The organism is Cupriavidus sp. L7L (assembly GCF_004353535.1).
In the GTDB taxonomy this organism is placed as follows: Bacteria; Pseudomonadota; Gammaproteobacteria; order Burkholderiales; family Burkholderiaceae; genus Cupriavidus; species Cupriavidus oxalaticus_A.
On the sequence record NZ_SMNY01000017.1, the window covers coordinates 189987 to 210813 of the forward strand.

The 20827-nt window shown below is 67.2% G+C and carries 16 protein-coding genes; 4 read left to right on the forward strand and 12 right to left on the reverse strand.

Annotated elements, in window-relative coordinates; all coding sequences use genetic code 11:
• Positions 1-33: 33 nt before the first annotated feature.
• On the forward strand, positions 34-894 hold the full coding sequence (locus E1J61_RS17465; protein WP_243736904.1) for a response regulator transcription factor: 861 nt from the start codon (positions 34-36) through the stop codon (positions 892-894).
• Positions 895-955: 61 nt separating this feature from the next.
• Here E1J61_RS17465 and E1J61_RS17470 read toward each other — a convergent pair whose 3' ends face one another.
• Together E1J61_RS17470 and E1J61_RS17475 are read right to left on the reverse strand one after the other, a co-directional pair.
• The gene (locus E1J61_RS17470; RefSeq protein ID WP_133095294.1) at positions 956-1942 is read right to left on the reverse strand and encodes a tripartite tricarboxylate transporter substrate binding protein; all 987 of its coding nucleotides are present in this window, start codon (positions 1940-1942) and stop codon (positions 956-958) included.
• Positions 1943-2047: 105 nt separating this feature from the next.
• Positions 2048-2956 (reverse strand): LysR family transcriptional regulator, encoded by a 909-nt coding sequence (locus E1J61_RS17475; RefSeq protein ID WP_133095400.1) that lies wholly within the window; start codon positions 2954-2956, stop codon positions 2048-2050.
• 195 nt (positions 2957-3151) lie between these two features.
• Between E1J61_RS17475 and E1J61_RS17480 the strand changes: the two genes are divergently transcribed.
• Complete coding sequence (locus tag E1J61_RS17480; protein ID WP_133095295.1) at positions 3152-5125, forward strand: aconitase family protein; 1974 nt, start codon at positions 3152-3154, stop codon at positions 5123-5125.
• A 47-nt stretch (positions 5126-5172) separates the two neighbouring features.
• Here E1J61_RS17480 and E1J61_RS17485 read toward each other — a convergent pair whose 3' ends face one another.
• The 4 genes from E1J61_RS17485 to E1J61_RS17500 form a co-directional block, all read right to left on the reverse strand.
• Positions 5173-5718, reverse strand: a complete 546-nt coding sequence (locus E1J61_RS17485; RefSeq protein WP_133095296.1) for a hypothetical protein — start codon at positions 5716-5718, stop codon at positions 5173-5175.
• A gap of 28 nt (positions 5719-5746) precedes the next feature.
• Positions 5747-6571 (reverse strand): DUF2092 domain-containing protein, encoded by an 825-nt coding sequence (locus E1J61_RS17490; protein ID WP_133095297.1) that lies wholly within the window; start codon positions 6569-6571, stop codon positions 5747-5749.
• 386 nt (positions 6572-6957) lie between these two features.
• Positions 6958-7413: a carboxymuconolactone decarboxylase family protein gene (locus tag E1J61_RS17495; RefSeq protein WP_133095298.1), complete on the reverse strand. Its 456-nt coding sequence runs from the start codon at positions 7411-7413 to the stop codon at positions 6958-6960.
• 9 nt (positions 7414-7422) lie between these two features.
• On the reverse strand, positions 7423-7839 hold the full coding sequence (locus E1J61_RS17500) for a cupin domain-containing protein (protein WP_133095299.1): 417 nt from the start codon (positions 7837-7839) through the stop codon (positions 7423-7425).
• A gap of 87 nt (positions 7840-7926) precedes the next feature.
• On the opposite strand from E1J61_RS17500, the gene E1J61_RS17505 reads away from it, so the two are divergent.
• Complete coding sequence (locus tag E1J61_RS17505; protein WP_133095300.1) at positions 7927-9342, forward strand: PLP-dependent aminotransferase family protein; 1416 nt, start codon at positions 7927-7929, stop codon at positions 9340-9342.
• 160 nt (positions 9343-9502) lie between these two features.
• Here the strand turns inward: E1J61_RS17505 and E1J61_RS17510 are convergent, their stop codons facing one another.
• Together E1J61_RS17510 and E1J61_RS17515 are read right to left on the reverse strand one after the other, a co-directional pair.
• On the reverse strand, positions 9503-11008 hold the full coding sequence (locus tag E1J61_RS17510) for an HDOD domain-containing protein (protein WP_133095301.1): 1506 nt from the start codon (positions 11006-11008) through the stop codon (positions 9503-9505).
• Positions 11009-11017: 9 nt separating this feature from the next.
• A complete protein-coding gene (locus E1J61_RS17515) occupies positions 11018-12988 on the reverse strand; it encodes a bifunctional diguanylate cyclase/phosphodiesterase (protein WP_243736905.1) in 1971 nt (656 codons plus the stop codon).
• Between the two features lie 167 nt (positions 12989-13155).
• On the opposite strand from E1J61_RS17515, the gene E1J61_RS17520 reads away from it, so the two are divergent.
• On the forward strand, positions 13156-14562 hold the full coding sequence (locus E1J61_RS17520; RefSeq protein WP_133095302.1) for a 3-deoxy-D-arabino-heptulosonate 7-phosphate synthase: 1407 nt from the start codon (positions 13156-13158) through the stop codon (positions 14560-14562).
• 24 nt (positions 14563-14586) lie between these two features.
• On the opposite strand, the gene E1J61_RS17525 is transcribed toward E1J61_RS17520, so the two are convergent.
• The 4 genes from E1J61_RS17525 to E1J61_RS17540 all read right to left on the reverse strand — a co-directional run bounded on the left by E1J61_RS17525 (position 14587) and on the right by E1J61_RS17540 (position 20794).
• The gene (locus E1J61_RS17525; RefSeq protein WP_133095303.1) at positions 14587-16953 is read right to left on the reverse strand and encodes a DNA polymerase II; all 2367 of its coding nucleotides are present in this window, start codon (positions 16951-16953) and stop codon (positions 14587-14589) included.
• A gap of 45 nt (positions 16954-16998) precedes the next feature.
• Positions 16999-18045 carry a hypothetical protein gene (locus E1J61_RS17530; RefSeq protein ID WP_133095304.1) on the reverse strand — a complete coding sequence of 349 codons (1047 nt, stop codon included), beginning with the start codon at positions 18043-18045 and terminating at the stop codon, positions 16999-17001.
• Between the two features lie 57 nt (positions 18046-18102).
• Positions 18103-19290 (reverse strand): monovalent cation:proton antiporter-2 (CPA2) family protein, encoded by a 1188-nt coding sequence (locus E1J61_RS17535; protein WP_133095305.1) that lies wholly within the window; start codon positions 19288-19290, stop codon positions 18103-18105.
• Positions 19291-19582: 292 nt separating this feature from the next.
• Positions 19583-20794: an NAD(P)/FAD-dependent oxidoreductase gene (locus E1J61_RS17540; RefSeq protein ID WP_133095306.1), complete on the reverse strand. Its 1212-nt coding sequence runs from the start codon at positions 20792-20794 to the stop codon at positions 19583-19585.
• Positions 20795-20827: the final 33 nt, after the last annotated feature.

Below are 20827 nucleotides of genomic sequence, written 5' to 3' on the forward strand. Positions count from 1 at the left end.
GCGCCGCGTCCGCGCGCAAGAGAGACATGTGCAATGAAGGTGCTGTTGATTGAATCCCACGCTTTGCTGCGGGTGGCGTTGCGCAGGACACTGGAAAACGTCGACGCCGTCGGCGAGCTCGTTACCGCCGACCCGGCTGAACTCGCGGGGCACTGCGCTGCCGGCGAAGGCATCACATTGGTCGTGCTGGGGCTGCCGGACGATCCGGAGGCTGCATGGCAGCTGCTGTGCCAGGTCGGCAGGATTTGGCCCGCGGCGCGGCTGCTGGTACTTTGCGACATCGCGCCCCGGAACTGGGTCGATGACAAGGTCACGGCGGGCGTCGTGGGTTGCCTGCCGAAATCGGTGCAGCCCGATGTGCTGGAAGCAGCGATCCGGCTGGTCGGCAGCGGCTACCAGGTCAGCCTGAGGCCGTTCAGCCGGCGGGCGGCGCTGGAACCGGATATGGCACCGGATACTGCGCCGGCATCGCACGATGGCATGCGCCAAGGCAGCGCCGGACGAAACGCGGAGCGCCGCGCCAAAGGCGCCTTCACTGCAAACGACGACACGGTGGCCGACGTCCGTTCGCCCGGCGAGGCCCACGCGCTCGGCCTCACGCCGCGCCAGTACGAAATCCTCGTACTGCTCGCACGCGGCTATCCCGCCAAGACCATCAGCCGGCAGCTGAACGTTTCAGTGGCGACGGTCAAGTGCCATTGCAACGCCCTTTACAAGGCGCTCGGCGTCCGCAGCAAGGGCGAAGCCGTCCATGTGGCGCTGCAACGCGATGCGCGTCTGGGACAGGCCCTGGCTCCCGGCCCTGGGCAACCGGCACCGAAGCCCGTGGCAAGCACAACCAAGCCGGTGCCGCGTGCGGCTGTCGCGGATCCGGAAGACTGCGCCGCGCTGTAGGGAGTGCAAAAGGAAAAGGACCCGCCGCAAGCGGCGGGCCCCCGGTGTCAGGCACGTTGCCTTAGTTCAGCGTCGCGCCCGCCTGCCTGACGATCCTCGCATGCTTGTCCAGCTCGCTGCGAAAGAACGGCACGGCCGCGTCGGCACCGGTGGCCGCCACGACCACGCCCTGCCCCGCCAGATGCACCTGCACGTCGCGCTCCTGCAGCGTGGCCTGGATCTTCGACTGCAACGCCGACACGTTCGCCTTCGACAGGCCCGCCGGGCCCACGATCGCCAGCCAGGCATCGAAGCTGTAGCGCGGCAGGCCCGACTCCGCCAGCGTCGGCACGTCCGGCAGAGCCGGCACGCGCTGGGCGGTCGACACGGCGATGGCCTTCAGCTTGCCGGCCTTCAGCAGCGGCAGCACCGCCTGCACCGTCAGGAAGCCGACCTGCACCTGGCCGCCGACAAGGTCCGTAGTGTAGTTACCCGCGCCCTTGTAAGGTACATGCCGGATATCGACCTTCGCTTCGCTGGCAAACAGTTGCCCGGCCAGATGCAGCACCGTGCCGTTGCCCGACGAGCCATAGTTGAGCTCGCCCGGCTTCGACTTGAGCAGCGCGACCAGTTCGCGGGTGGTTTGCGCGTTGACGGCAGGATTGACGACCAGCACCAGCGGCAGCGTGCCGATCACCGTGATCGGCGTGATGTCCTTGAGCGAGTCATAGGGCAGGCTCTTGTAGATAAACGGGTTGATCACGTGGTTCGACGAGATCAGGCCCAGCGTCGAGCCGTCTTTCGGCGCCCTGACGATCTGCTGCGTACCCGGCACGCCGCCGGCACCGGCAATATTCTCGATCACCACCGACTGGCCCAGGTGCTTGCCCAGCGGCTGGCTCAGCGCACGCGCCACGGCGTCGGCCTGCGATCCCGGCTGGGTTGGCACGATCAGCCTGACCGGCCTGGTTTCCTGGGCGTTGACCGCGCCAGGCAGGCCGCCCAGCATGGCCAGTGTGGTGATACCCGCAAGCGCATGGCACGCCCGCCGAAACAGCGTTGTCCGCATTCCTTGTCTCCGTTTATTGAAATCGCACCGTGGGCGGTGGCCTTGGGTCGGAGTGTAGGGCTGCGTCGCTGCGCGGCAGAGTGCTAATCCGCTGGACCGGCTATCTCAGCCCGGCATAGCCTCCGTGGTGCCTGGCTGGAGCGCGCGGATCATGGCCGCGATCGCGCGCAGCCGCGGCTGCTTGTAGGGCGCGTAGATCAGCAGCTGCCGCTCGCGCCACGGCTCGTCGAGCGGCACGCGCACAAAGCCGCGCGTGCCGGCATAGGCAGCGCCGGCACTGGCCGGCAGCACGGCGATGCCCAGGCCGGCCTCGACCATGCGGCATGCGGCTTCGAAGCTTGACACCGTCACGCTCTGGTTGAACGGCAGGCGCAGGTTCGCCGCCTGTTCGCGCAGCTCCTGGTCGAGCGCGCCGCCGGGCTGCACCACCACCAGCGGATGCTCCAGCACTTCGGCATAGCGGATGCGCTTGCGCCGCGCCAGCCGGTGCGACGACGGCAGCACGACATTGAGCGGATCGCTGGCGAACGGCCACGACTCCAGCCCAGCAGGCGTCTTGGCCTCGACGCCGATGCCGATGTCGACGCGGTCATCGAGGCAGGCGCGGATCGATTCGGCAGTGGAACGTTCGTACAGCGCGATCTCGACCAGCGGATGCGCCGCCTTGAACGCATGCAGCCGCTCCGGCAGGAAGCCGATGATGGCCGACGGACTGGCCGACACGCGCACCACGCCGGCCACCTGGTCGCCGAGATCCTGCACTTCGCGCGCGAAGCTGGCGATGTCCTCATTGAGCTTGCGGCCCAGTTCGAGCGCGCGGGCGCCAGCATCGGTCAGCACCACGCCGGCGGGCGAACGCACGAACAGCACCACCCCAAGGCTGCGCTCCAGTTCGGCGATGCGCCGGCTCAGCGCCGACTGCGCAATGTGTTCGGTCTCCGCCGCGCGCTTGATCGAGCCTTCGCGTGCCGCGGCCAGGAACAGCTGGATATTGACGGGGTCGATGCGGTGCATGGTCTTCAGGATGCCGGCGGCGAGCCGCGTGTCGCCGAATACTAACGCCTGCGCACATGCCTGCCGCATGCACCACGCCGAACACATGGGTTAACCCTGATATGCCACCCGCAGATAGCAGACATGCCGGATCAGCGCTTCGTGCCGGCGCGATGCAGCCAGTAAAGTGCGGCCAATATGCCACTGGAGACCCGCATGAGCGCCCAAGATTTCGCAGGCCGCATCCTGTTCCTCGCCGACTCGGCGGATGCCATGGCGCGCCAGCTGCAAGGCGAGGCCCTCACGCCTGAGCAAGCCGGGCCCCTGCGCGACGACGTGTCCACCGACGAGATCACGCCGGTGCCGATCCTGACGCACTATGACGACAAGCTCGGCCGCTACCCCTATACCGGCTACAAGGTCGGCGGCACCTGCCCGGTCGCGCCCGGCGCGATCCGCGAGGGCGGCTTCTCGGTGACGGTCGCGGGCAACCGCTACGGCAAGGGATCGTCGCGCGAGCATAGCCCGGCGGCAGAAAAGCTCGCCGGCATCCGGCTGGTGATCGCGCGCAGCTTCGAGCGCATCTACCGACAGAACGCCGACAACATCGGCCTGTTCACCTCGACCGACTTCGGCCTGCTAGCGCGCCTGCAGGCCGGCGAGCCGATCGCCGCGCAAGCGCTGGTGGCCGGGCGCGACGCGCTGGCCGCCGCCATCCTGCTGAGCGGCGGGCTGCTGAAGTTCGGCCGGCAATACCTGGGCAAGGTCGAACCGGCCGCCGCGACGCCGCCCGCGGCACCGCAAACCCTCTTTGAGAAGATCGTCCACCGCCACCTGCTGGCGACGCCCGTGACGCCGATATCCCTGGCGGGCCCGGAACCGGGCGACGGCATCTTCGTGCGCGCCGACTGGCGCTTTATCCACGAGTACTACACCGGCATGTGCGCCCACATGCTGCACGCCACGTTTGGCAGGCCGCTGCGGCTTGAGGATCCCGAGCGCATCGTGGTATTCGAGGACCATACCTCCTACGTCAATGAAAGCCCCGCGCATGTGCGTGGCGGGCTGGTCGACAACATTGCCCGGATGTGCGCGGCACAGCGGGAGTTCGTCGACGCCTACCAGCTGCGTTGCCACCGCACGCTCACAGAGGAAGCGTCCCGCACCGACGACGGCAGCCACGCCGCGGGCATCTCGCACGCGATGATGGCCGAGCGCTATGCACTGCCGGGACAGGTCGTGGTGGGCACCGACTCGCACACCCCGCATAGCGGCGCGCTGGGCTGCGTGGCCTTCGGCGTCGGCACGACCGACATGGCCAATGCGTTCGTGACGGGTGCGGTGCGCATGACCATGCCCGAGGGCATCCGCGTCGCGCTCCACGGGGCACTTGCGCCTGGCGTCACGGCCAAGGATGTGGTGCTGCACCTGCTGGCGCAGGCCGGGGTCAAGGCAGGCGCCGGGGTCGGCAAGGTGTTCGAGTTCACCGGTCCCGTCGTGCGCGCGATGTCCATCGACGAACGCGCCACGCTGACCAATATGTGCGCCGAGTTGGGCGGCTTCACCGGCATCGTCGCGCCGGATGCGCAGACGGTGCGATTCCTGAGGGAGCGCCGGGGCATCGATTTCGTGATCGAGCCGTGGATGCGCAGCGATGACGATGCCGCCTTCGCGGCCACCATCGAACTGGACTGCAGCACGCTCGGCCCGATGGTGGCCCGCCCCGGCGACCCCGGCAACGGCTTGCCGCTGGCCGCGCTGGACCGGCGCGTGCGCGTGGATATCGCCTACGGCGGCTCCTGCACTGCCGGCAAGCGCGAGGACTTCGACCTGTATCACGAGGTGCTGCACTGGGCGGTGCAGCGCGGCCTGCGGCTGCCGCCGCATGTCACGCTCTACCTGCAGTTCGGCACCACCGACGTCCGGGACTACTGCATCCGCCAGGGCTACATGGAAACGTTCCATGCGGTCGGCGCGCGCATCCTGCAGCCATCGTGCGGGGCGTGCGCCAACTGCGGCCCGGGTTCGTCGGAACGGGCCGGGCAAGTGACAGTGAGTTCGATCAACCGGAATTTCCCCGGGCGCTCGGGTCCCGGGCAGGTGTGGCTGGCCAGCCCGCCCACCGTGGCCGCCAGTGCGATGGCCGGCGAGCTGGTGTCATTCCATGACTTGCAGCGGCGCCATGGGTAAGCCCGCCGGGCCGGCGAGGTAGCCCGCCGGCGCGCCCAGGCCTGTCGTCAGTACGGCGGATTGACCACGACGTACTGCGCGCCCTGCGGCATGTACCAGGTACTGCCGCACTGCTGGTAGACCATGCCGCCGTAGTTGACCGGCACGCAGCTCGGCGGGACCGAGCGCACCATGGAACCCACCACCGCCGACGTCACGGCGACAGTGGCCGTGACCGCAGCGGCCGTCGCCACCGGGTGGTAATCGTTGTCCCAGCCGCAGCAGCCGCCATGACTGTCGACGTTCACGTTGACGTTACGGCTCGTATTGACGTTGACGTTGCGGTTGGCGTTGACGTTGTTGACGCTGGTGTTGCGGACGTTGTTGGTGCGCGCGTCGGCACGCTGGTTGTTCACCTGCCGCGCTTCGCGGTTGGCGCCGCCGGCAGCGGCGCGCTGGCCGCCGGCAGCGTGTCCACCGCCCGCGGCAGGTCCGCCACCGCCGCCATGCCCGCCGCCACCGCGGGCGGCCTCGGCCACCGGTGTCCAGCCGGAGGCCACCAGCACGAGCGCGGCCGAGCACACTGCGAGCGGCTTTGCGAATGTGTAGGTCATGGCAATGCTCCTTTTGTCCATGGTCCCGTTACCGGGTGGCCTTCAGTGGAACGAACTCCGCCTTCCTGGCGTCCTTGGGCGGCGTGAAGGCGAACGCCGAATTGCCGAACTTCGGATTGAGGTTCCACTTGTACAGCGTGACCGATTGCGGCCTGGCCTCGTCGGCCCGGTTGGTGATGACGAGCTTGCGCGGCAGCGGACGGTTGCCGCTGGCGATCCATATCTGCCAGTCGAGCTGCCCCTGGCGGAAGGCATAGTGGTCGCACAACTCGCCGCCGACGATGTCCTGGCCGGCGTTCATCGCCGATTCCATGTTGTCCAGCGGCGCCGCAGGCGTGCCCCACAGGAACAGGTCGGCCGACGGAATCTCCACGCCGAAGCGTTCTCGCAGCCGCTGCGCCAGCACGCCCAGGTTGTCGCTGAAGTTGACCTGCGAGTACGACTTCTGCGCGGGCGAATACAGCGTGACCTGCTTGCCGTCATAGATCAGGTCGCGCTGCGAGCGCGCGCTGCGCATCAGCGCGCGCAGCCGGTCCGGCCGCTGCACATCCAGGTCCGCCGTGGCGGTGTGCTGCAGTTTCTGGCCGTCCTGCAGCACCCGTTCACCAGACAGGTCGATAAAGACCTCGAACTGGCGCAGGGATTGCAGGTACTTGCCCATGTCGTTGAGCGCCTGGATCGTTGCAGGGTCGACTGCGTTCGGCTGGGGTTGCGCCTGTGCCTGCACGTTACCGGCCGGTCCCGCGGCGGATGCGGCCGATGACGCGGGCGTTGCGGGTGGCGGCGCGGGCGGCGTGCTGCTGCAGGCCGCCAGCGCGATGACAAGCAGGGTCAGGGCCGGTATGCGTGCCATGGTGAACTCCCAATTGACTGGACAATCGCCCGGCCGCATGCGGCTTCAGGCCGGAGATGGAGATGCTGGGGAATCTTCTATGACGGAAGGTGGGAAGTGAAGTGAATCTTTTTGTGGGAGCGGTAAGCCGTGTTGTAGTGGGGGTGCAGTGGGTCGTACCGGCGGGCGGATGGAAGCCGAGCCAGACTGGAATGCCGTGCAAGTCATTTCGGATTCACCCCAGGAACGAGGAGGCGGTCAAGAAAAGCGAAATTCTTCGTGCCAGGGCTGTTGCTGCTGACCAGGAAGCCGCCGAAGGAACTGCTGGCGGCAATCAGGAAAAAACGCGCCAGGACAGGCGCGTTTCCTGGCAACCGGCTCCGCTCGATACAGAGGGACGACAGGCCTCAGTCTTGCGCAGCCAGCGCGGAATCCGGTGCGCGGCGAAAGCTGATGGCAAGCCGGTTATAGGCATTCATCAGGCTGATCGCCATCGTGAGGTCAGCGAGTTCTTTCTCGCTGAACACCGCGGCCGCGGCCTTGAAGTCCTCCTCGGGCACATGTGTGTCCGCCACCAGGGTGACCGACTCAGCCCATGCGAGTGCGGCCTTCTCGCGGTCGCTGAACAACGGCCCTGCTTCATGCCAGGCTTGCACGAGCGCGAGCTTTGCAGGGGTGATGCCCTTCTTGATCAGGTCACGGGTATGCATGTCGAGGCAATAAGCGCACCCGTTGATCTGGCTCACGCGCAGATAGACCAGTTCGACGAGCACGTCTTCAAGGCCCGATTGCATGACATAGCCGTACACGCCGCCAAATGCCTTGACACCGCCCGGCGATGCTTTGGTGTAATCCAGTCTCATTTCAAACTCCTAGTTGTCGTTGATCGTCAGTTCCTTGTCGGCCGAGTCGACCACGAACACGGCCAGCAGCTTTGCCGGCTTTGTCTTGCTCGCGTTGCGGCTCACCGGATGGCGGGAGCCAGGCTCCTCGAAGAAGCTCTCCCCCGCCTTGTACACACGTTCCGGTTCGTCATTCACCTTGCTCGCGATGCTGCCCGAAACGACGTATGCATAGATGAACGACGATTTGGCATGGCTATGCGGCAGCGAAGCGCCACCCGGCGGATAGAAAACCTCCACGGCAATGAGCGACTTGCCTGGGATATTGGGAATCTCTTTCGAGAAGTTGGGCTTGACCGTGTCGCCCGCGCCGTGGGCCGAAGCGACCCCGGTAAAGGCCATGCCCGTAGCCGCCACCAGCGAGAGAAGAAAGCGTTGCAGTTTCATGTTTGGCTCCTTGGAGGCTAGAATCATGCGCTCCACCTGGTTCACAAAAAAGAACCAAAAACGCAATTTCTGAATGCACCAGAGGCGATGACGAAGATCCTGGGGCTGAAGCTGGACCGTGCGTCCAGGACTTCACTGGCGGAACAGATACGGCTGGGTATCACCGCTGCCATCGAGAGTGGCGTACTCGTTCCGGGCGCCAGATTGCCTTCGTGGATGGACCTCGCTGCCCAGCTTGGAGTGGCTCGAGGCACCGTCAAGACAGCGTACGAGCGGCTGACCGATGCGCAACTGGTGGTCTCGTCGCGCGCCGGCGGGACCAGGGTTTCCGACCATACCGCGGTCGCAAGGCCTGTCGCGGAACAGGCGCGCTCGGTCGAGTCGGATCTGCGCTCGGAGCTGTACCAGCACTTCCTGCCCGGTCCCGCGGTCTTTCAGATGGGCGTGCCGGCATCGGATTGCTTCCCTGCCACCTTGTTCGCGCGGCTGCGATCGCGTGCGGCACGTGACGAGGTGGAGGCGCCGGCGGCCTACCCGGATCCGCGCGGCGAGCATGAACTCCGGCGGGAAATCGCCGCACACCTGGCCTTGTCGCGAGGTATTGAATGTCAGCTCTCGCAGATCTTCATTACCACAGGCTTTTCGGGGGCGCTCGGTGTAACGCTGCGGGTGATTCAGGCCGAGGGCCGAAAAGCCTGGGTCGAGAACCCCGGATTTATGCCCAGTCGCAGGGCCATGTCACTTTCCCGGCTCACGACGGTTCCCGTTCCTGTGGACGAAGATGGCATCGACGTCAGCTATGGCGAAGAGCATGCACCGGATGCCGCGGTGGCCCTGGTCACCGCAGGGCAACAGGCGCCTCTGGGCCCGACACTGTCGCTCGGTCGTCGCGTGCAACTGCTCGAATGGGCAAGCCGCGCGGGTGCCTGGATCATCGAAGACGACTACCTTGGCGAACTCCAGCTGAGGCGCCGGGCGGCTCCCGCACTGGCATCGCAGGATCGGGCGGGACGGGTCATCCATATCGGGTCTTTCAGCAAGACGCTCAGCCCGACGCTGCGGCTCGGCTTCGTCGTCGTGCCGCCCGGCCTGGTATCGCGCTTCGATGAAGTCGTCGCCTGCCTTGCTTCCGCGCCCGGGCCGGCGGTGCAGATGGCGACGGCCGAGTTTATGCGCGATGGGCACTATATGCGGCATCTGCGTCGAATGAAACGCATTTACGCAGCCCGCAGCGATGCGCTTCTGGCGGCGCTCAGTGCCAGGGGATTCCAGGCCTATCCGGCAGGCCTTGCCGTAGTGGTGAGGCTGCCGGACGGCGCCGACGACAAGAGGATCGCCCGGGAAGCCTATGCCTACGGGCTGGCGCCCGCACCGTTATCGGGCTGGTACTGCTCTGCCTCCACGCAGCGGTCTGGCCTGCTTCTTGGTGTCGCGACAGCGATTGAACACCAGGTCCCGGCCGCCTGCGATCGCTTGCAACACCTGATCCGCAAGTTTTCGTAGGGCAAGGGCACTGGACCCGGCGCCGCGGCCTGGCCGCCTGGCTGGCGTGGCGGCTGCATTCCGTCTATGGCACGCCGTGGGGCGACGCCGCCTGGAACGGGCTGTTCCAGGCCATTTCCCGCGTGAGCGCGGCGCCGCCAGCCGCGCCTGCCCTGCCCGCCTATCGCGCCGGCGCCGACCGCAGGAAGCCGGCCGAAATCTCCGCCGCCAGCTGGACGATCGCGTCGGCCTCCTCCGCGCTCAGCGCACCGGTGAAGCGCGCGTCGCCCCAGTCGCCGCAGATCAGGGCCACGCAGCGATTGCGCACCCGCACCGGGATCAGCAGCAGCGCGCGGGCATCGGGCATGGCTTCGCGATACCAGCGCGGCACGCGGTGCGCGGCCTCCCTGTCAAAGGTGTCCTCGATCAGCAAAGGCCGGTCCGCCAGCGTGGCGAAGTGGAACACGTCCGGAACGAAGCCCTCTTCGAAGGACAGCTGGTCGAGCTTCTCGCGCATGCCCTCGCCAAAGCCGAGCCGCGCGCCGAAGCGCCTGGCCGATGGGTTGAGCAGCATCAGGAAGCAGCGCGAGAAGTTCAGCGCGCGCATTGCCGACTCCAGCGCAAAGGGCGCCAGCTCGGCAATGGACATCGCCCCGCCCTCCTGCCGGACTTCCGCGACGGCGCGCTGCAGCCTGGCCAGCGCATCGGCGGGCTTGCTGCCTTGCTGGCCGGCGTCGTCGCCGGCCTGGCTGGCGGCGTCCGTGGCTGCCATCGAGGTCGTCAGCGCCCTGGCCTGTGCCAGCGCCTGCCCGAGATGCGCCGGCTCCAGGCCGAGCCGTTGCGCCGCGGCCAACAACGGATTGGCGGCCTGCAGCGGACTGTCGGCGCGTAGGGAACTGTTGGCCCGAACAGGGCTTTCGGCCAATGGATCATCCTGCCCCGCCAGGATCGAAGCGGCCGCCTGCGACGACAGCCGGGCAACGGCGCCCAGCCAGCCGGCATGCGTCTCCGGCATGGCGCCTTCCGGCAACGGGGGCGCGCTCATGGCGCCGGCGATCAGCGGAGGCAGGCGCCATTTGACGGCAGCCGCCCGGGCGATCTCGCCGAGCGACACGCCCAGGACTTCGCGGCAGGCATCGTCCTCGCCGATCTGCGCGCCGGCCTGCTCGCCGGCCTCGCACATGGCGGCAATGCGGTCCCACGCCTCCGGCACATACAGGACCAGCAGCAGCCGGCTCACATGGTGCATCAGCGTGCAAACCACGGCCTCTTCCCCGTCGGCGATGCCGCGCGCTTCGGCCAGTGTCCGGGTGAATTCCGCCGCCACCATGGCCTGCTTGAGCGCTTGCGCGGCCCGTGGCCGGTTTTCCGGCATGGTCTGGAAAAAGTCGAGCACGCGCACGCCCAGCGTCAGGTGGATGACCGTATCCACCCCCAGCACCATGATCGCGCGCGAAACGGTGGTGACCTCGCCGCCGAACGACCGGTACATGGCGGAATTGGACAGCCGGATGATCTTCTGCGACAGGCTGAAGTCCGACAGGATGCTGCTGGCCATTTCGCCGACGTTCCGCTCCGCATCGAGCGAACTGAAGACATGATCGATGCAATACTGCAGCGTCGGGAAATCGCCCTGCTCGGCGAGCCTGGCCCATAGCTGGTCGAGGAATGCCTCCTGCTTATCCATGGCCATGCCTCACCGCGGCAACAAGGTCGGGGCGTCCAGGCGCCACCTGCCCGCGGCGAAAGCCGCCTCGAGGTCGGCGGGACTCATCGCGCGCCCATAGTGCCAGCCTTGCGCCATCTCGCAGCCCTGCGCGGCCAGCAGCTCGCGCTGGCATGCCGTCTCGACGCCTTCGGCGATTGCCGCCAGCCCAAGCTCGCGCGCCAGCGAGAGCACCGCATAGACGATGGTCTGCGCGTGCGGCGAGTCGGCCATGTCGGCGACGAAGCTGCGGTCGATCTTCAGTGCCGACAACGGAAACCGGCGCAGATACGACAGGCTGGAGTAGCCGGTGCCGAAATCGTCCACGGCAAAGCGGATGCCCAGCGCCCGCAATTCGGTCAGCACGCTGCCCGCCGCTTCGGGATCGATCATCAGCGCGCCTTCGGTAATTTCCAGCACCAGCCGGCCGGCGCTGACACCGGTATCGCGGATCGCGCTGCGCACCTGGTCGGCGAAGCCGGGATGGCTGAACTGTACCGGCGACACGTTGACCGACACGTAGCCGACCTGCGCACCCTTCGCATCCCACATGGCAAGCTGGGCGCAGGCGCAACGCAGCACCCAGGCGCCGAGATGATGGATCAGGCCGTTGTTTTCCGCGACCGGCACGAAAACCTCGGGAGACACGGCGCGGCCGGCCCGCTCCCATCGCATCAGCGCCTCGACCGCGCACAGGTTGCTGCCGTCGAGGCTGACGATGGGCTGGTACTGCAGCGACAATTCGCCGTGATGCACGGCCTCGAACAGGTCTTGCTCGATGCGGAACTGCTCGTTCAGCTTCTCGTCGAACTCCGGCGAATAGCGGAAACAGCGATTGCCGCCCAGCGCCTTCGCCTCGTACATGGCCCGGTCGGCGCGTCGCAGCAACTCGGCGTCGGAATCCTCGCCGCCGGTGGCGAAGGCCAGCCCGATGCTGGTGGTGACTCGGATCTGGCGCGCCGATAGCTGGAAGGGCTGCCGGCAAATCCGCATGACCTGGTCCAGGATGTCTGCGGCGGCCTCGTCGGTTGCGATGTCTTCCAGCAGCAGGACGAATTCATCGCCGCCCAGCCGCGCCACGGTGTCCGTCCCGCGCAGCACGCCGCGCAAACGGGCCGCCATTTCCTTCAGCAAGGCATCGCCGGCGCCATGCCCGAGGGAATCGTTGATCTTCTTGAACCCGTCCAGGTCCATCAGCGCGACAGCGAGCCGGTGTCCCGCCGGATGCTGCCCGGCCAGGTACTGTTCAATCCGGCCGCGAATGAGGTCGCGGTTGCCGATCCCGGTCAATGGATCGATCTGCGACTGTTCCGTCAGCTGCTGCAGCTTCTGCGTCCACGCCGTGACATCGGTCCCGAACAGCAGCAGCGACGCCTGCCCCGCCTCGTCGGCGTCGCGGCGGATCCGCATATCGAGATAGCGGCTTCCCGCCGAGGCATCCGTGAACCGGACGGTGGTCCGGCGGGCCTGGCCATCCAGCAGGCAGGCCTGCCACAGCGCGGCGGTGCGTTTGTATTCGCCCAGGGGAAGAATGTCGCGCATGGCCGCACGGGCCAGGTACTCGTACGGAAGGCCCAGCAGCGCCCCCGACGCACGGGTGGCGTGCAGGATCTGGCCGGTCGCGCTGACATGCAGGGCCAGTCCTTCCGACGCTTCCAGCAAGGCCCAACCGTGCCGCCCGGCGGGGGATGGCGGCGCGCGATCCGCCTCGTCGTCGCGGGCCCATTCCGCTTCGTCATTCGCCAGGACGGCGTCATACGTGAATGCGTGCATACGGTGAATCGACCCGCCCTGCCCGGCCACGCTGTCGCCGGGAATCGTTGTCATGCCGGGACCATGACGACAGGGCGCGTCAAGCCTGTCGGTACCCCGCACGGTATTTTGTAAAGGCCCGATTCTATTACGGCGCAAGGCGAATAAGGAAGCACACGAGCCGGGCTGTGGAAACGCCGCGACGCCCATGCGGCCAGCGGCGCTCGCGGCCGGATTGCCGGCAACGCGCCGTATGCCGAAAAACCGGATCTAACGTACAGTGAGCCGTCCCGGCGATGGACAAACCGTTGTGGATTGCCGAGACTTGACCAGGTCCGCGTGCGTCGCCCTTGATTACCCCTGTGCCGTCCTCTGCCATGCCACCGTTGCCCGCACCTTCCCTACTCGATGCAACGCTTCGCACCGTCGCGCGCCGCTACCGCCTGCCGGCCAGTGCCGCTGCAATTTCCGAACGGCAGTCGCCCAGCCCGGCCACCACGCTCGCGCTCGCGATCGAACAGGCGCGCGCCACCGTGGCACGAGGCGAAGCACCCGCCGCGGCACTGAAGGAACGCTTCATCGACGCGCTCGCGCAACTGATCCGCGAAGCGCTGCGCGCGGATGCGGGCGACCCGGTGTTCCTGGCCATGGTCATGCGGCACCGGGCGCCGCACGTGCGCGAGTACGCCTCGCTGTCCGCGGGCGCCGACCAGGACCGCCGCGAAATCCGGGCCGCCGTCAATGCGATCGCCCATCCGGGCCGGCAGCAACGCCTCGTGCCAGGTCCGTGGCGCGAGGCATTGGCCCGGCTCCACGCCTGCGCCGCCGCGTCATCGTGGTCCGCGCTGCACGATGCCGTGCGCAGCCTGGCCGATCTGCCGGAGATCGCGAACGGGGCCCCGGGCCTCGCCAGGCTGCTCGACAGTCCCGCGCTGAAGCGCTTGCAGCGTCTTGATGCGCTGGCGTCCGATGACCAGGTGCACCAGTACCAGCTGCTGTGGGAACGGCATGGCCCCCGCTCCGGCAGCGCCGGCGCCAGTGCGCAAGGCGTTGCCGCCCGCCAGCGGGGCGCTGCCACCGAAGCACAGACCGCACAGGCACTGGAGGCACTGGCGCAGCGACTCAATGAGGCCGAGCGAGCGAGCGCGTCATACCGCGTCGTGACCTCGATGCGCGTACCGGCTTCGATCCCCGCCGAGCATGAACGCGCCAAGACCGAATGGGATGCGGTCCTGCTCAGGCAGCTGCCGCCGATCGAGGAAATACCGGTTTGGGAGATCTGCCTGCTCGCGGAGGCCAAGGCCTCCGTCGATGCCGCCACTACCGACCTGCCCAAGCTGCTGCGCGGCTTGCGCTTGCTGGCGCATGCCGACAAGGACGCGGTCTATGCGTTCGAGACGCGGCAAGGAACGGTACGCCTCCATGGTGCCTCGCTGAGCGCGCTGCGCGCCGACGCGGCCGGCGTTGCCGGCACGGTGCTGTATTGCTGTGATGCGCCAGCCGAAGCCGGACCGCGCCTGCTCGGTGCCGCCAGCCGGATGCAGCTGCTGTCGGCGCACGCCAGCCTTGAATTCGCCAGCGCGCTGGCGCTCGCGCAAACTGCGCAAACCTCGGATACCGCGGATACCGCGGATATGGCCGTACTTGAGCCGGTCTGGCACCAGCTATTGGAATCGCCCCGCTGGCACAGCGTGCTCAACCAATATCCCACGCTGTGGCAAGTGCGCGAACTGATGGTCCATCCTGATGACCTGATGGCCGCGATAAACAGTATCCGCGACTGACGTGCCCGGGGCGGCAACGCTGCCCTACTGCGCAAACAACGTCATCTGCCCCGTCAGCAGCCGCTCGAAATCATCGTCCAGGAACGGCAGGATCGCGTCGGCAATCGGCTGCAGCTGCTTGCCGACGTAGTGGTCGTAGTCAATCGGGGCCGAACGGCACTCGAGCGGCTCCGGCCCTGCCATGGTCATCACATAGCTGATCCAGCCGCCCTGCTGGTACTGGCGCGGGCGCCCGTGGCGCTGGTTGTAATCATCGGCGATGCGGGCGGCCCGCACGTGCGGCGGCACGTTGCGCTGGTACTCCTCCAGCTTGCGCCGCAGCCGCTTGCGATAGACCAGCTGCGCGTCGAGCTCCCCCGCCAGCGTGCGGCGCACGATGTCGCGCACATAGTCCTGGTACGGCTCGCGGTTGAAGACCTTTTCATAAAGCGTCTGCTGGAACTGCTGCGCGAGCGGCGACCAGTCGGTGCGCACCGTCTCGAGCCCCTTGAACACCATCTCGACCGTGCCGTCTGGCCGCTCCACCTGGCCGGCGTAGCGCTTCTTGCTGCCAAGGTCGGTGCCGCGGATGGTCGGCATCAGGAAGCGGCGGAAGTGGGTCTCGAACTGCAGTTCAAGCGCGCTTTCCAGGCCATAGGTCTGCCACAGGTGGTCGCGCCACCAGTCGTTGACGTAGGCCACCAGGCTGCGGCCGATCTGCTGCGCATCGGCTTCGGTGCGCGCGCGGCGCAGCCACACGAACGTGGAATCGGTGTCGCCATAGATCACCTCGTAACCGCGTGCCTCGACCAGCGCGCGCGTCTGCCGCATGATCTCGTGCCCGCGCATGGTGATCGACGAGGCCAGCCGCGGATCGAAGAAACGGCACCCGCTTGACCCCAGCACGCCATAGAACGCATTCATGATGATCTTGAGCGCCTGCGCCAGCGGCTTGTTGCGGTCGCGCTTGGCCGCCTCGCGTCCCTGCCAGACCCGCGCGACGATCGCCGGCAGGCAGTGCTTCGTGCGCGAGAAGCGGGCGCCGCGAAAGCCGGGCACCGAGTCGGCATCGTCCGGATGCGCCAGTCCCTCGACCAGGCCGATGGGATCGATCAGAAAGGTGCGGATGATCGACGGATAGAGGCTCTTGTAGTCCAGCACCAGCACCGACTCATAGAGTCCCGGGCGCGAATCCATGACGAAGCCGCCGGGGCTTGCCTCCGGCGCCAGCTCGCCGAGGTTGGGCGCGACATAGCCCTGGCGGTGCATCAGCGGCATGTAGAGATGCGTGAAGGCCGCCACCGAACCGCCACTGCGGTCCGCCGCCAGCCCCGTGACCGTGGCGCGCTCCAGCAGGAACGACAACAGCTCCGTCTTTTCGAAGATGCGCGTCACCAGCTCGCAATCGCGCAGGTTATAGCGCGCCAGCGCCGGCTTGTCCTGCTCGAACATGCGGTCGATGGCATCCATGCGGTCGTACGGATTGTCGATCGCCTTGCCCTCGCCGAGCAGCGCCTGCGCCACCGATTCCAGGCTGAACGAAGGGAAGCTCCACGTGGCCGACCGCAGCGCCTCGATGCCATCGATGATCAGCCGGCCCGGCGCGCTGGCGAAATAGTGCTGCTGCGCGTTGTGCTCGCGCCATTCCATCTCCGCGCCGCCGCGGCCGAGGCGCAGCGGTAGCTGGAACCGCCGCGCATGCTCGACCAGCACGCGCAGGTCGAACTGGACCAGGTTCCAGCCGATGATCGCGTCGGGGTCGTGCCGGGCCAGCCACTGGTTCAGCTTCTCCAGCAACTCTGGCCGTGTCGCGCAGTATTCAAGGGAGAAATCGGCAGCGGCCGGCTCCTGCGGCGCAGCGCCCAGCATGTAGACCTGGCGCTGGCCGCAGCCTTCGAGCGCAATCGAATAAAGCTCGCCAAATGCATTGGTTTCGATATCGAGCGACACCTGCCGCAGCGTGGGCCGGTAGTCCGCCGCGGGTTTCAGCTGGGCGCTGCACAGCACGCCGTCGCTGTCCGGTTCGCCCTCGAACCAAACCGGCGCCGTGATGAAGCGCTCCATCAGGTAGCGCTCGGGCGGGCGGATATCGGCTTCATAAACGTCGATGCCGGCGTCGCGCAGCGAACGGCCGAGCTGGATCAGTTGCCGGTGCTGCTGGCAATACAGGCCCATGACCGTCCTGCCGCGAAAGTCCTGCAGCTTCAGCGGGCGCAACTCGACCTCGCGCTCGCGGCGTAGCAGCGCCTCGGCACGTTCGCGCTGTGCCTCGGGGATGAATGCGATCGACGGCTGATACGGCAGGCGCAGCCGGCGCGGCCCCTCGTCGGTGGCCAGCCAGACCTCGACCTCGGTGCCGGCCGGGGTATCGCGCCAATGCCGGGTAAGGATGAAACCCTGCTGGAGTGCCACGCTTAGGCCTTCTGTGATGAAACCATGATCGAGGCGATTTTAGCGTCACAGCATGCGAGCAGCCTCGTCGAGCAGCTGCATCGGCGACAGCATCCCGACGCGGGCCACGCACACCAGCGAGAAAGTGCGAACCAGCGGCGGATTCCCCGGAACCCGCGCGGTCATCAACTGGAGGTCCGCGCCGGGCCCGGCACTGCCCGGCGGCACGACGATGTTCATGGGGCTCAGCCGCACCGCCTCCCGCTCCACCGCGAAGCTGGCTTCGGCATGCGTCAGCACGTCGACCAGCGCCTGCAGCTGCCTGTCCGGCATGCCGGCCCGGCCGCCCGGTGCGTCAGGCGCTTCAGCTTCACTAAGGGCGGCGAGCGCGGCCTCGTTCTGTGCCACCTGCTCGCGCAGCCGCTCCGACTCGTCGGCTTGCGTGTCGGCGCTTTCGCCAAGCACGCTGCGCATGCCGACGCCCTGCTTCTCCAGCAGGTGCAGCCGCGTGGTCAGCAACGCCTGTTCGCGCTCGATGCGGTCGCGGCGGGTCGTGCCGCCGGCGACCTCGGCCAGTGCCTGCAACGCGAACTGGTCCAGCATGCGGCAGGCGATTTCCTCGCGCAGCGCCGCTTCGGTCGCTGCGCAGATCCTGACCCGGTGATCGACGAAGCTGACCGTGGTCTGGGGCACCTCCGTGCGCATCACATCGCCTTCCAGCGCCACGCCCAGCGTGCGGCGTTCCTGCTTTTCCATCCCGAGCACGCAATAGGCCTCGGTGGCGGACGCCGAGCCGCTGAAATAGTCGCGCAGGTCCGATGACCGGCTGAATACCGGCATGACGTCCTGGGCCGTGGCAAAGAAGGCATGGATGTACGGATCGCTGTTCCAGGTGGCTTCGCTTGCTGGCGAAGCCGGCGGCAAACCCGCCACGACATCGCGCACGTACCGGTCTGCGATGGCCAGCGCCGGGGCAAGCCGCTTGCGATAGCCGCCGACCAGCCGCACGTAAGGACAGAGCCGGGTCACGCGCTCCGCCAGCGCGGCGCGCTCCGCATCGCGCGCTCCATCAGAATGCTTGCCGCGACGGCGCAGCCAGTTGAGGACAGTCATCGCATGGCACCTCCATGGCGCGATCGGTTGGCTTGCGGCGCAGGCAAGCCCGGCAGGCTACTGGCCATCCGCTTCGGCCTGCCGCGGTGCCGCGCGAGTGCGGGGCAGCTTGCGGTGGGCGAGCAACAGCAGCGGTGTCGTCGCCATCGACAGCGCCACGACGACCGTGACGACGGAGAGCTGCTCGGCATCGATCAGGTTCGCCGCCTGCGCGGCGCCCATCACGACAAAGGCGAACTCACCGCCCTGCGACAGCAGGATGGCGAAGTAGACGCGATGCTGGCGCGGCATGCCGATCTGGTTCGCCAGGTACATCAGCGCGAGGAACTTGCCCACTACCAGCGCGACTACCAGCACCGCCACCAGCAGGGGCCTGTTGGCCAGCACCGAGAAATCGATCGACATGCCGACTGCGATAAAGAACAGGCCGAGCAGGATGCCCTTGAACGGGGCCATGTCCGATTCGATCTCGTGGCGGCATTCGGACCCGGCCAGCAACAGGCCGGCCAGGAAGGCGCCAAGCGACATCGACAGGTGGACCACATGCATCAGCAGCGCGATGCCGATGACCCACGCCAACGCAAAGATGGTAAAGATCTCGCGGGTGCCGCTGCGCTGGATCATGCGCAACACGTACTTGAGCACGAAGCGCCCGACGAGGACGACCGCCGCGATCATGGCCAGCGCCTTTGCCGCCGAAACCCACCCGCCCGACATGCCGTCGCCCGCCGCAACCGGCGCAAGCAGTGGCAACAGCGCGATCATCGGGATCGCGGCGATGTCCTGGAACAGCAGGATGCCGAAGCTGGATTGCCCGACCGGCGCCTCCATCAGCCGGTTCTGCTCCAGGATCGCGATCACCATCGCCGTGGAAGACAGCGACAGCGCGAAGCCGGCCGCCACGCCCACGCGCCACTGCACGCCGAAGACAATGAAGATTACCGCCAGCAGCGCCGCGCACAGCGCAACCTGGATCCCGCCGTAGCCGAAGATGGAGCGGCGCATTGCCCACAGCTTCTCGAAGTCCATTTCAATGCCGATGATGAACATCATCAGCACGATGCCCAGCTCGGACACGTCCAGGATCGAGTTGACGTCCGTGACCAGCCTCAGCCCCCAGGGGCCGATCACCGCGCCCGCAACCAGGTAGCCCAGCACGGAGCCAAAGCCGAAGCGCACCGACAGCGGCACGGCGATCAGCGCCGCGGCGAGGAAGATTACCGCGTCAACCAGCAGTTGTTCCACATTCCCCTCCCGAGGAGATGACGGGGCGATAGCCCGCGTCGTTTCGTGGTTCCCCGCTGCAAGTCGGGCACAGGCCGACCTTTGCGCGAGGTAACGGCTTGGATACGTATTACATCATCCACGGCGAAGTATAGGCCGGACGGCGCTCGCCGGATCGCGTTCCGCTATGCGCCCGGCGGCACACGCGGCTGTCCTGGCCGGTGTCACCGCTCAGTCCAGCCGGTCGAACAAGGGCTGAACCAATGCAAAGAGGGCGACCCACCGGATCGCCCTCTTCTCTTCCTGCGCCCCGTCAGGCGACAACGATCCGGCGCGGGTCAGCCAGCGCCAGCGCTTCGGCGCGGTCCGCGCTCGGCGGGTAGATCCACTCGGAATTGATCCGCGTCTTCAGCGCCTTGGCGACGCCTCCGGTCAGCTTGACTTGGCGGTTCCAGCCTTCCGTGTAGACAGCACCCCACGGCCCCAGGTCCAGGCAGGTCACATACTTCGGCTGGCTATACGGGATCAGCGTCTCACCCACGAGGTCCGCCGCCACGTTATGCCCTGCCGAACGGCCGAGGTTCATCGCATGCTGGCAGGACATTGCTGCAAAGTTGCCTTCGTCATCGGTCGCGGCGTAGGCGCAATCGCCGGTGGCGAACACCGACTCGACACCCTTTACCCTGAGATCGCGGTCGACGTGCAGCCGGCCAAGGCCATCGCGCTCGCCCGGAATCTGCGCGGTGAGCTCGCTGGCGCGGGCGCCGGCGGTCCAGATCACCGTATCCGCCTCGATGCGCTCGCCGTTCTCGAGGGTGACGCCGGTCGCATCGACGGCCGCGACGCCGGAGCCGAGCTTCCAGGTCACGCCCAGTTCGGTCAGCGCCTGCGTGATCACCGGCCGCGGCCCCGCGCCCAGGTCAGGTCCGACCTCGGCATTGCGCTCCACCATGATCACGTTCACGGCGGCGTCCTCGCCCAGGACTTCACGCAGGCGGGCCGGCATTTCCGCGGCAGTCTCGATGCCGGTGAAGCCGGCACCCGCGATCACCACGGTATTGCGACCGGCGCGCTCCGGGCGGCTGGCCAGCCCATGCAGATGCGATTCGAGCTCCGCGGCGTCGGCGATCTGGTCGACATTGAACGCATGCTGGTCCAGGCCGGGAATCTGCGGACGGAACAACCGGCTTCCCGCTGCGAGCACCAGGCGGTCATAGCCGACGCGCTGGCACGAGCCATCCCCACCGGCGGCCGCAATGCTCACTTCGCGGCTCGCGACGTCGATGTGTTCCACCTTGCCCCGGATAAACCGCACGCCCACGGCCTTGAAGATCTCCTGCAGCGGCGCCTTCATCCCGTTCGGGTTCTGCTCATAGAGACGCGGGCGGACGTGCAGTTCGGGTTCCGGTGCGACCAGCGCGATTTCCACGTCGGTGCGCCCGACCTGGTCAAGCAGACGGGCCGAAGCCAGTGCGCTCCACATGCCGGCAAAGCCGGCGCCAATGACAAGAATACGTTTCGACATCCTCAAGCTCCTGAATCAAACCTCGGTTTCATG

Excerpts from the sequence above, each read along its gene's own strand:
- E1J61_RS17465 (WP_243736904.1), top strand. The coding sequence starts at position 34 with ATGAAGGTGCTGTTGATTGAATCCCACGCTTTGCTGCGGGTGGCGTTG.
- E1J61_RS17470 (WP_133095294.1), bottom strand. The coding sequence starts at position 1,942 with ATGCGGACAACGCTGTTTCGGCGGGCGTGCCATGCGCTTGCGGGTATC.
- E1J61_RS17475 (WP_133095400.1), bottom strand. The coding sequence starts at position 2,956 with ATGCACCGCATCGACCCCGTCAATATCCAGCTGTTCCTGGCCGCGGCA.
- E1J61_RS17480 (WP_133095295.1), top strand. The coding sequence starts at position 3,152 with ATGAGCGCCCAAGATTTCGCAGGCCGCATCCTGTTCCTCGCCGACTCG.
- E1J61_RS17485 (WP_133095296.1), bottom strand. The coding sequence starts at position 5,718 with ATGACCTACACATTCGCAAAGCCGCTCGCAGTGTGCTCGGCCGCGCTC.
- E1J61_RS17490 (WP_133095297.1), bottom strand. The coding sequence starts at position 6,571 with ATGGCACGCATACCGGCCCTGACCCTGCTTGTCATCGCGCTGGCGGCC.
- E1J61_RS17495 (WP_133095298.1), bottom strand. The coding sequence starts at position 7,413 with ATGAGACTGGATTACACCAAAGCATCGCCGGGCGGTGTCAAGGCATTT.
- E1J61_RS17500 (WP_133095299.1), bottom strand. The coding sequence starts at position 7,839 with ATGAAACTGCAACGCTTTCTTCTCTCGCTGGTGGCGGCTACGGGCATG.
- E1J61_RS17505 (WP_133095300.1), top strand. The coding sequence starts at position 7,927 with ATGACGAAGATCCTGGGGCTGAAGCTGGACCGTGCGTCCAGGACTTCA.
- E1J61_RS17510 (WP_133095301.1), bottom strand. The coding sequence starts at position 11,008 with ATGGATAAGCAGGAGGCATTCCTCGACCAGCTATGGGCCAGGCTCGCC.
- E1J61_RS17515 (WP_243736905.1), bottom strand. The coding sequence starts at position 12,988 with ATGGGCGTCGCGGCGTTTCCACAGCCCGGCTCGTGTGCTTCCTTATTC.
- E1J61_RS17520 (WP_133095302.1), top strand. The coding sequence starts at position 13,156 with ATGCCACCGTTGCCCGCACCTTCCCTACTCGATGCAACGCTTCGCACC.
- E1J61_RS17530 (WP_133095304.1), bottom strand. The coding sequence starts at position 18,045 with ATGACTGTCCTCAACTGGCTGCGCCGTCGCGGCAAGCATTCTGATGGA.
- E1J61_RS17540 (WP_133095306.1), bottom strand. The coding sequence starts at position 20,794 with ATGTCGAAACGTATTCTTGTCATTGGCGCCGGCTTTGCCGGCATGTGG.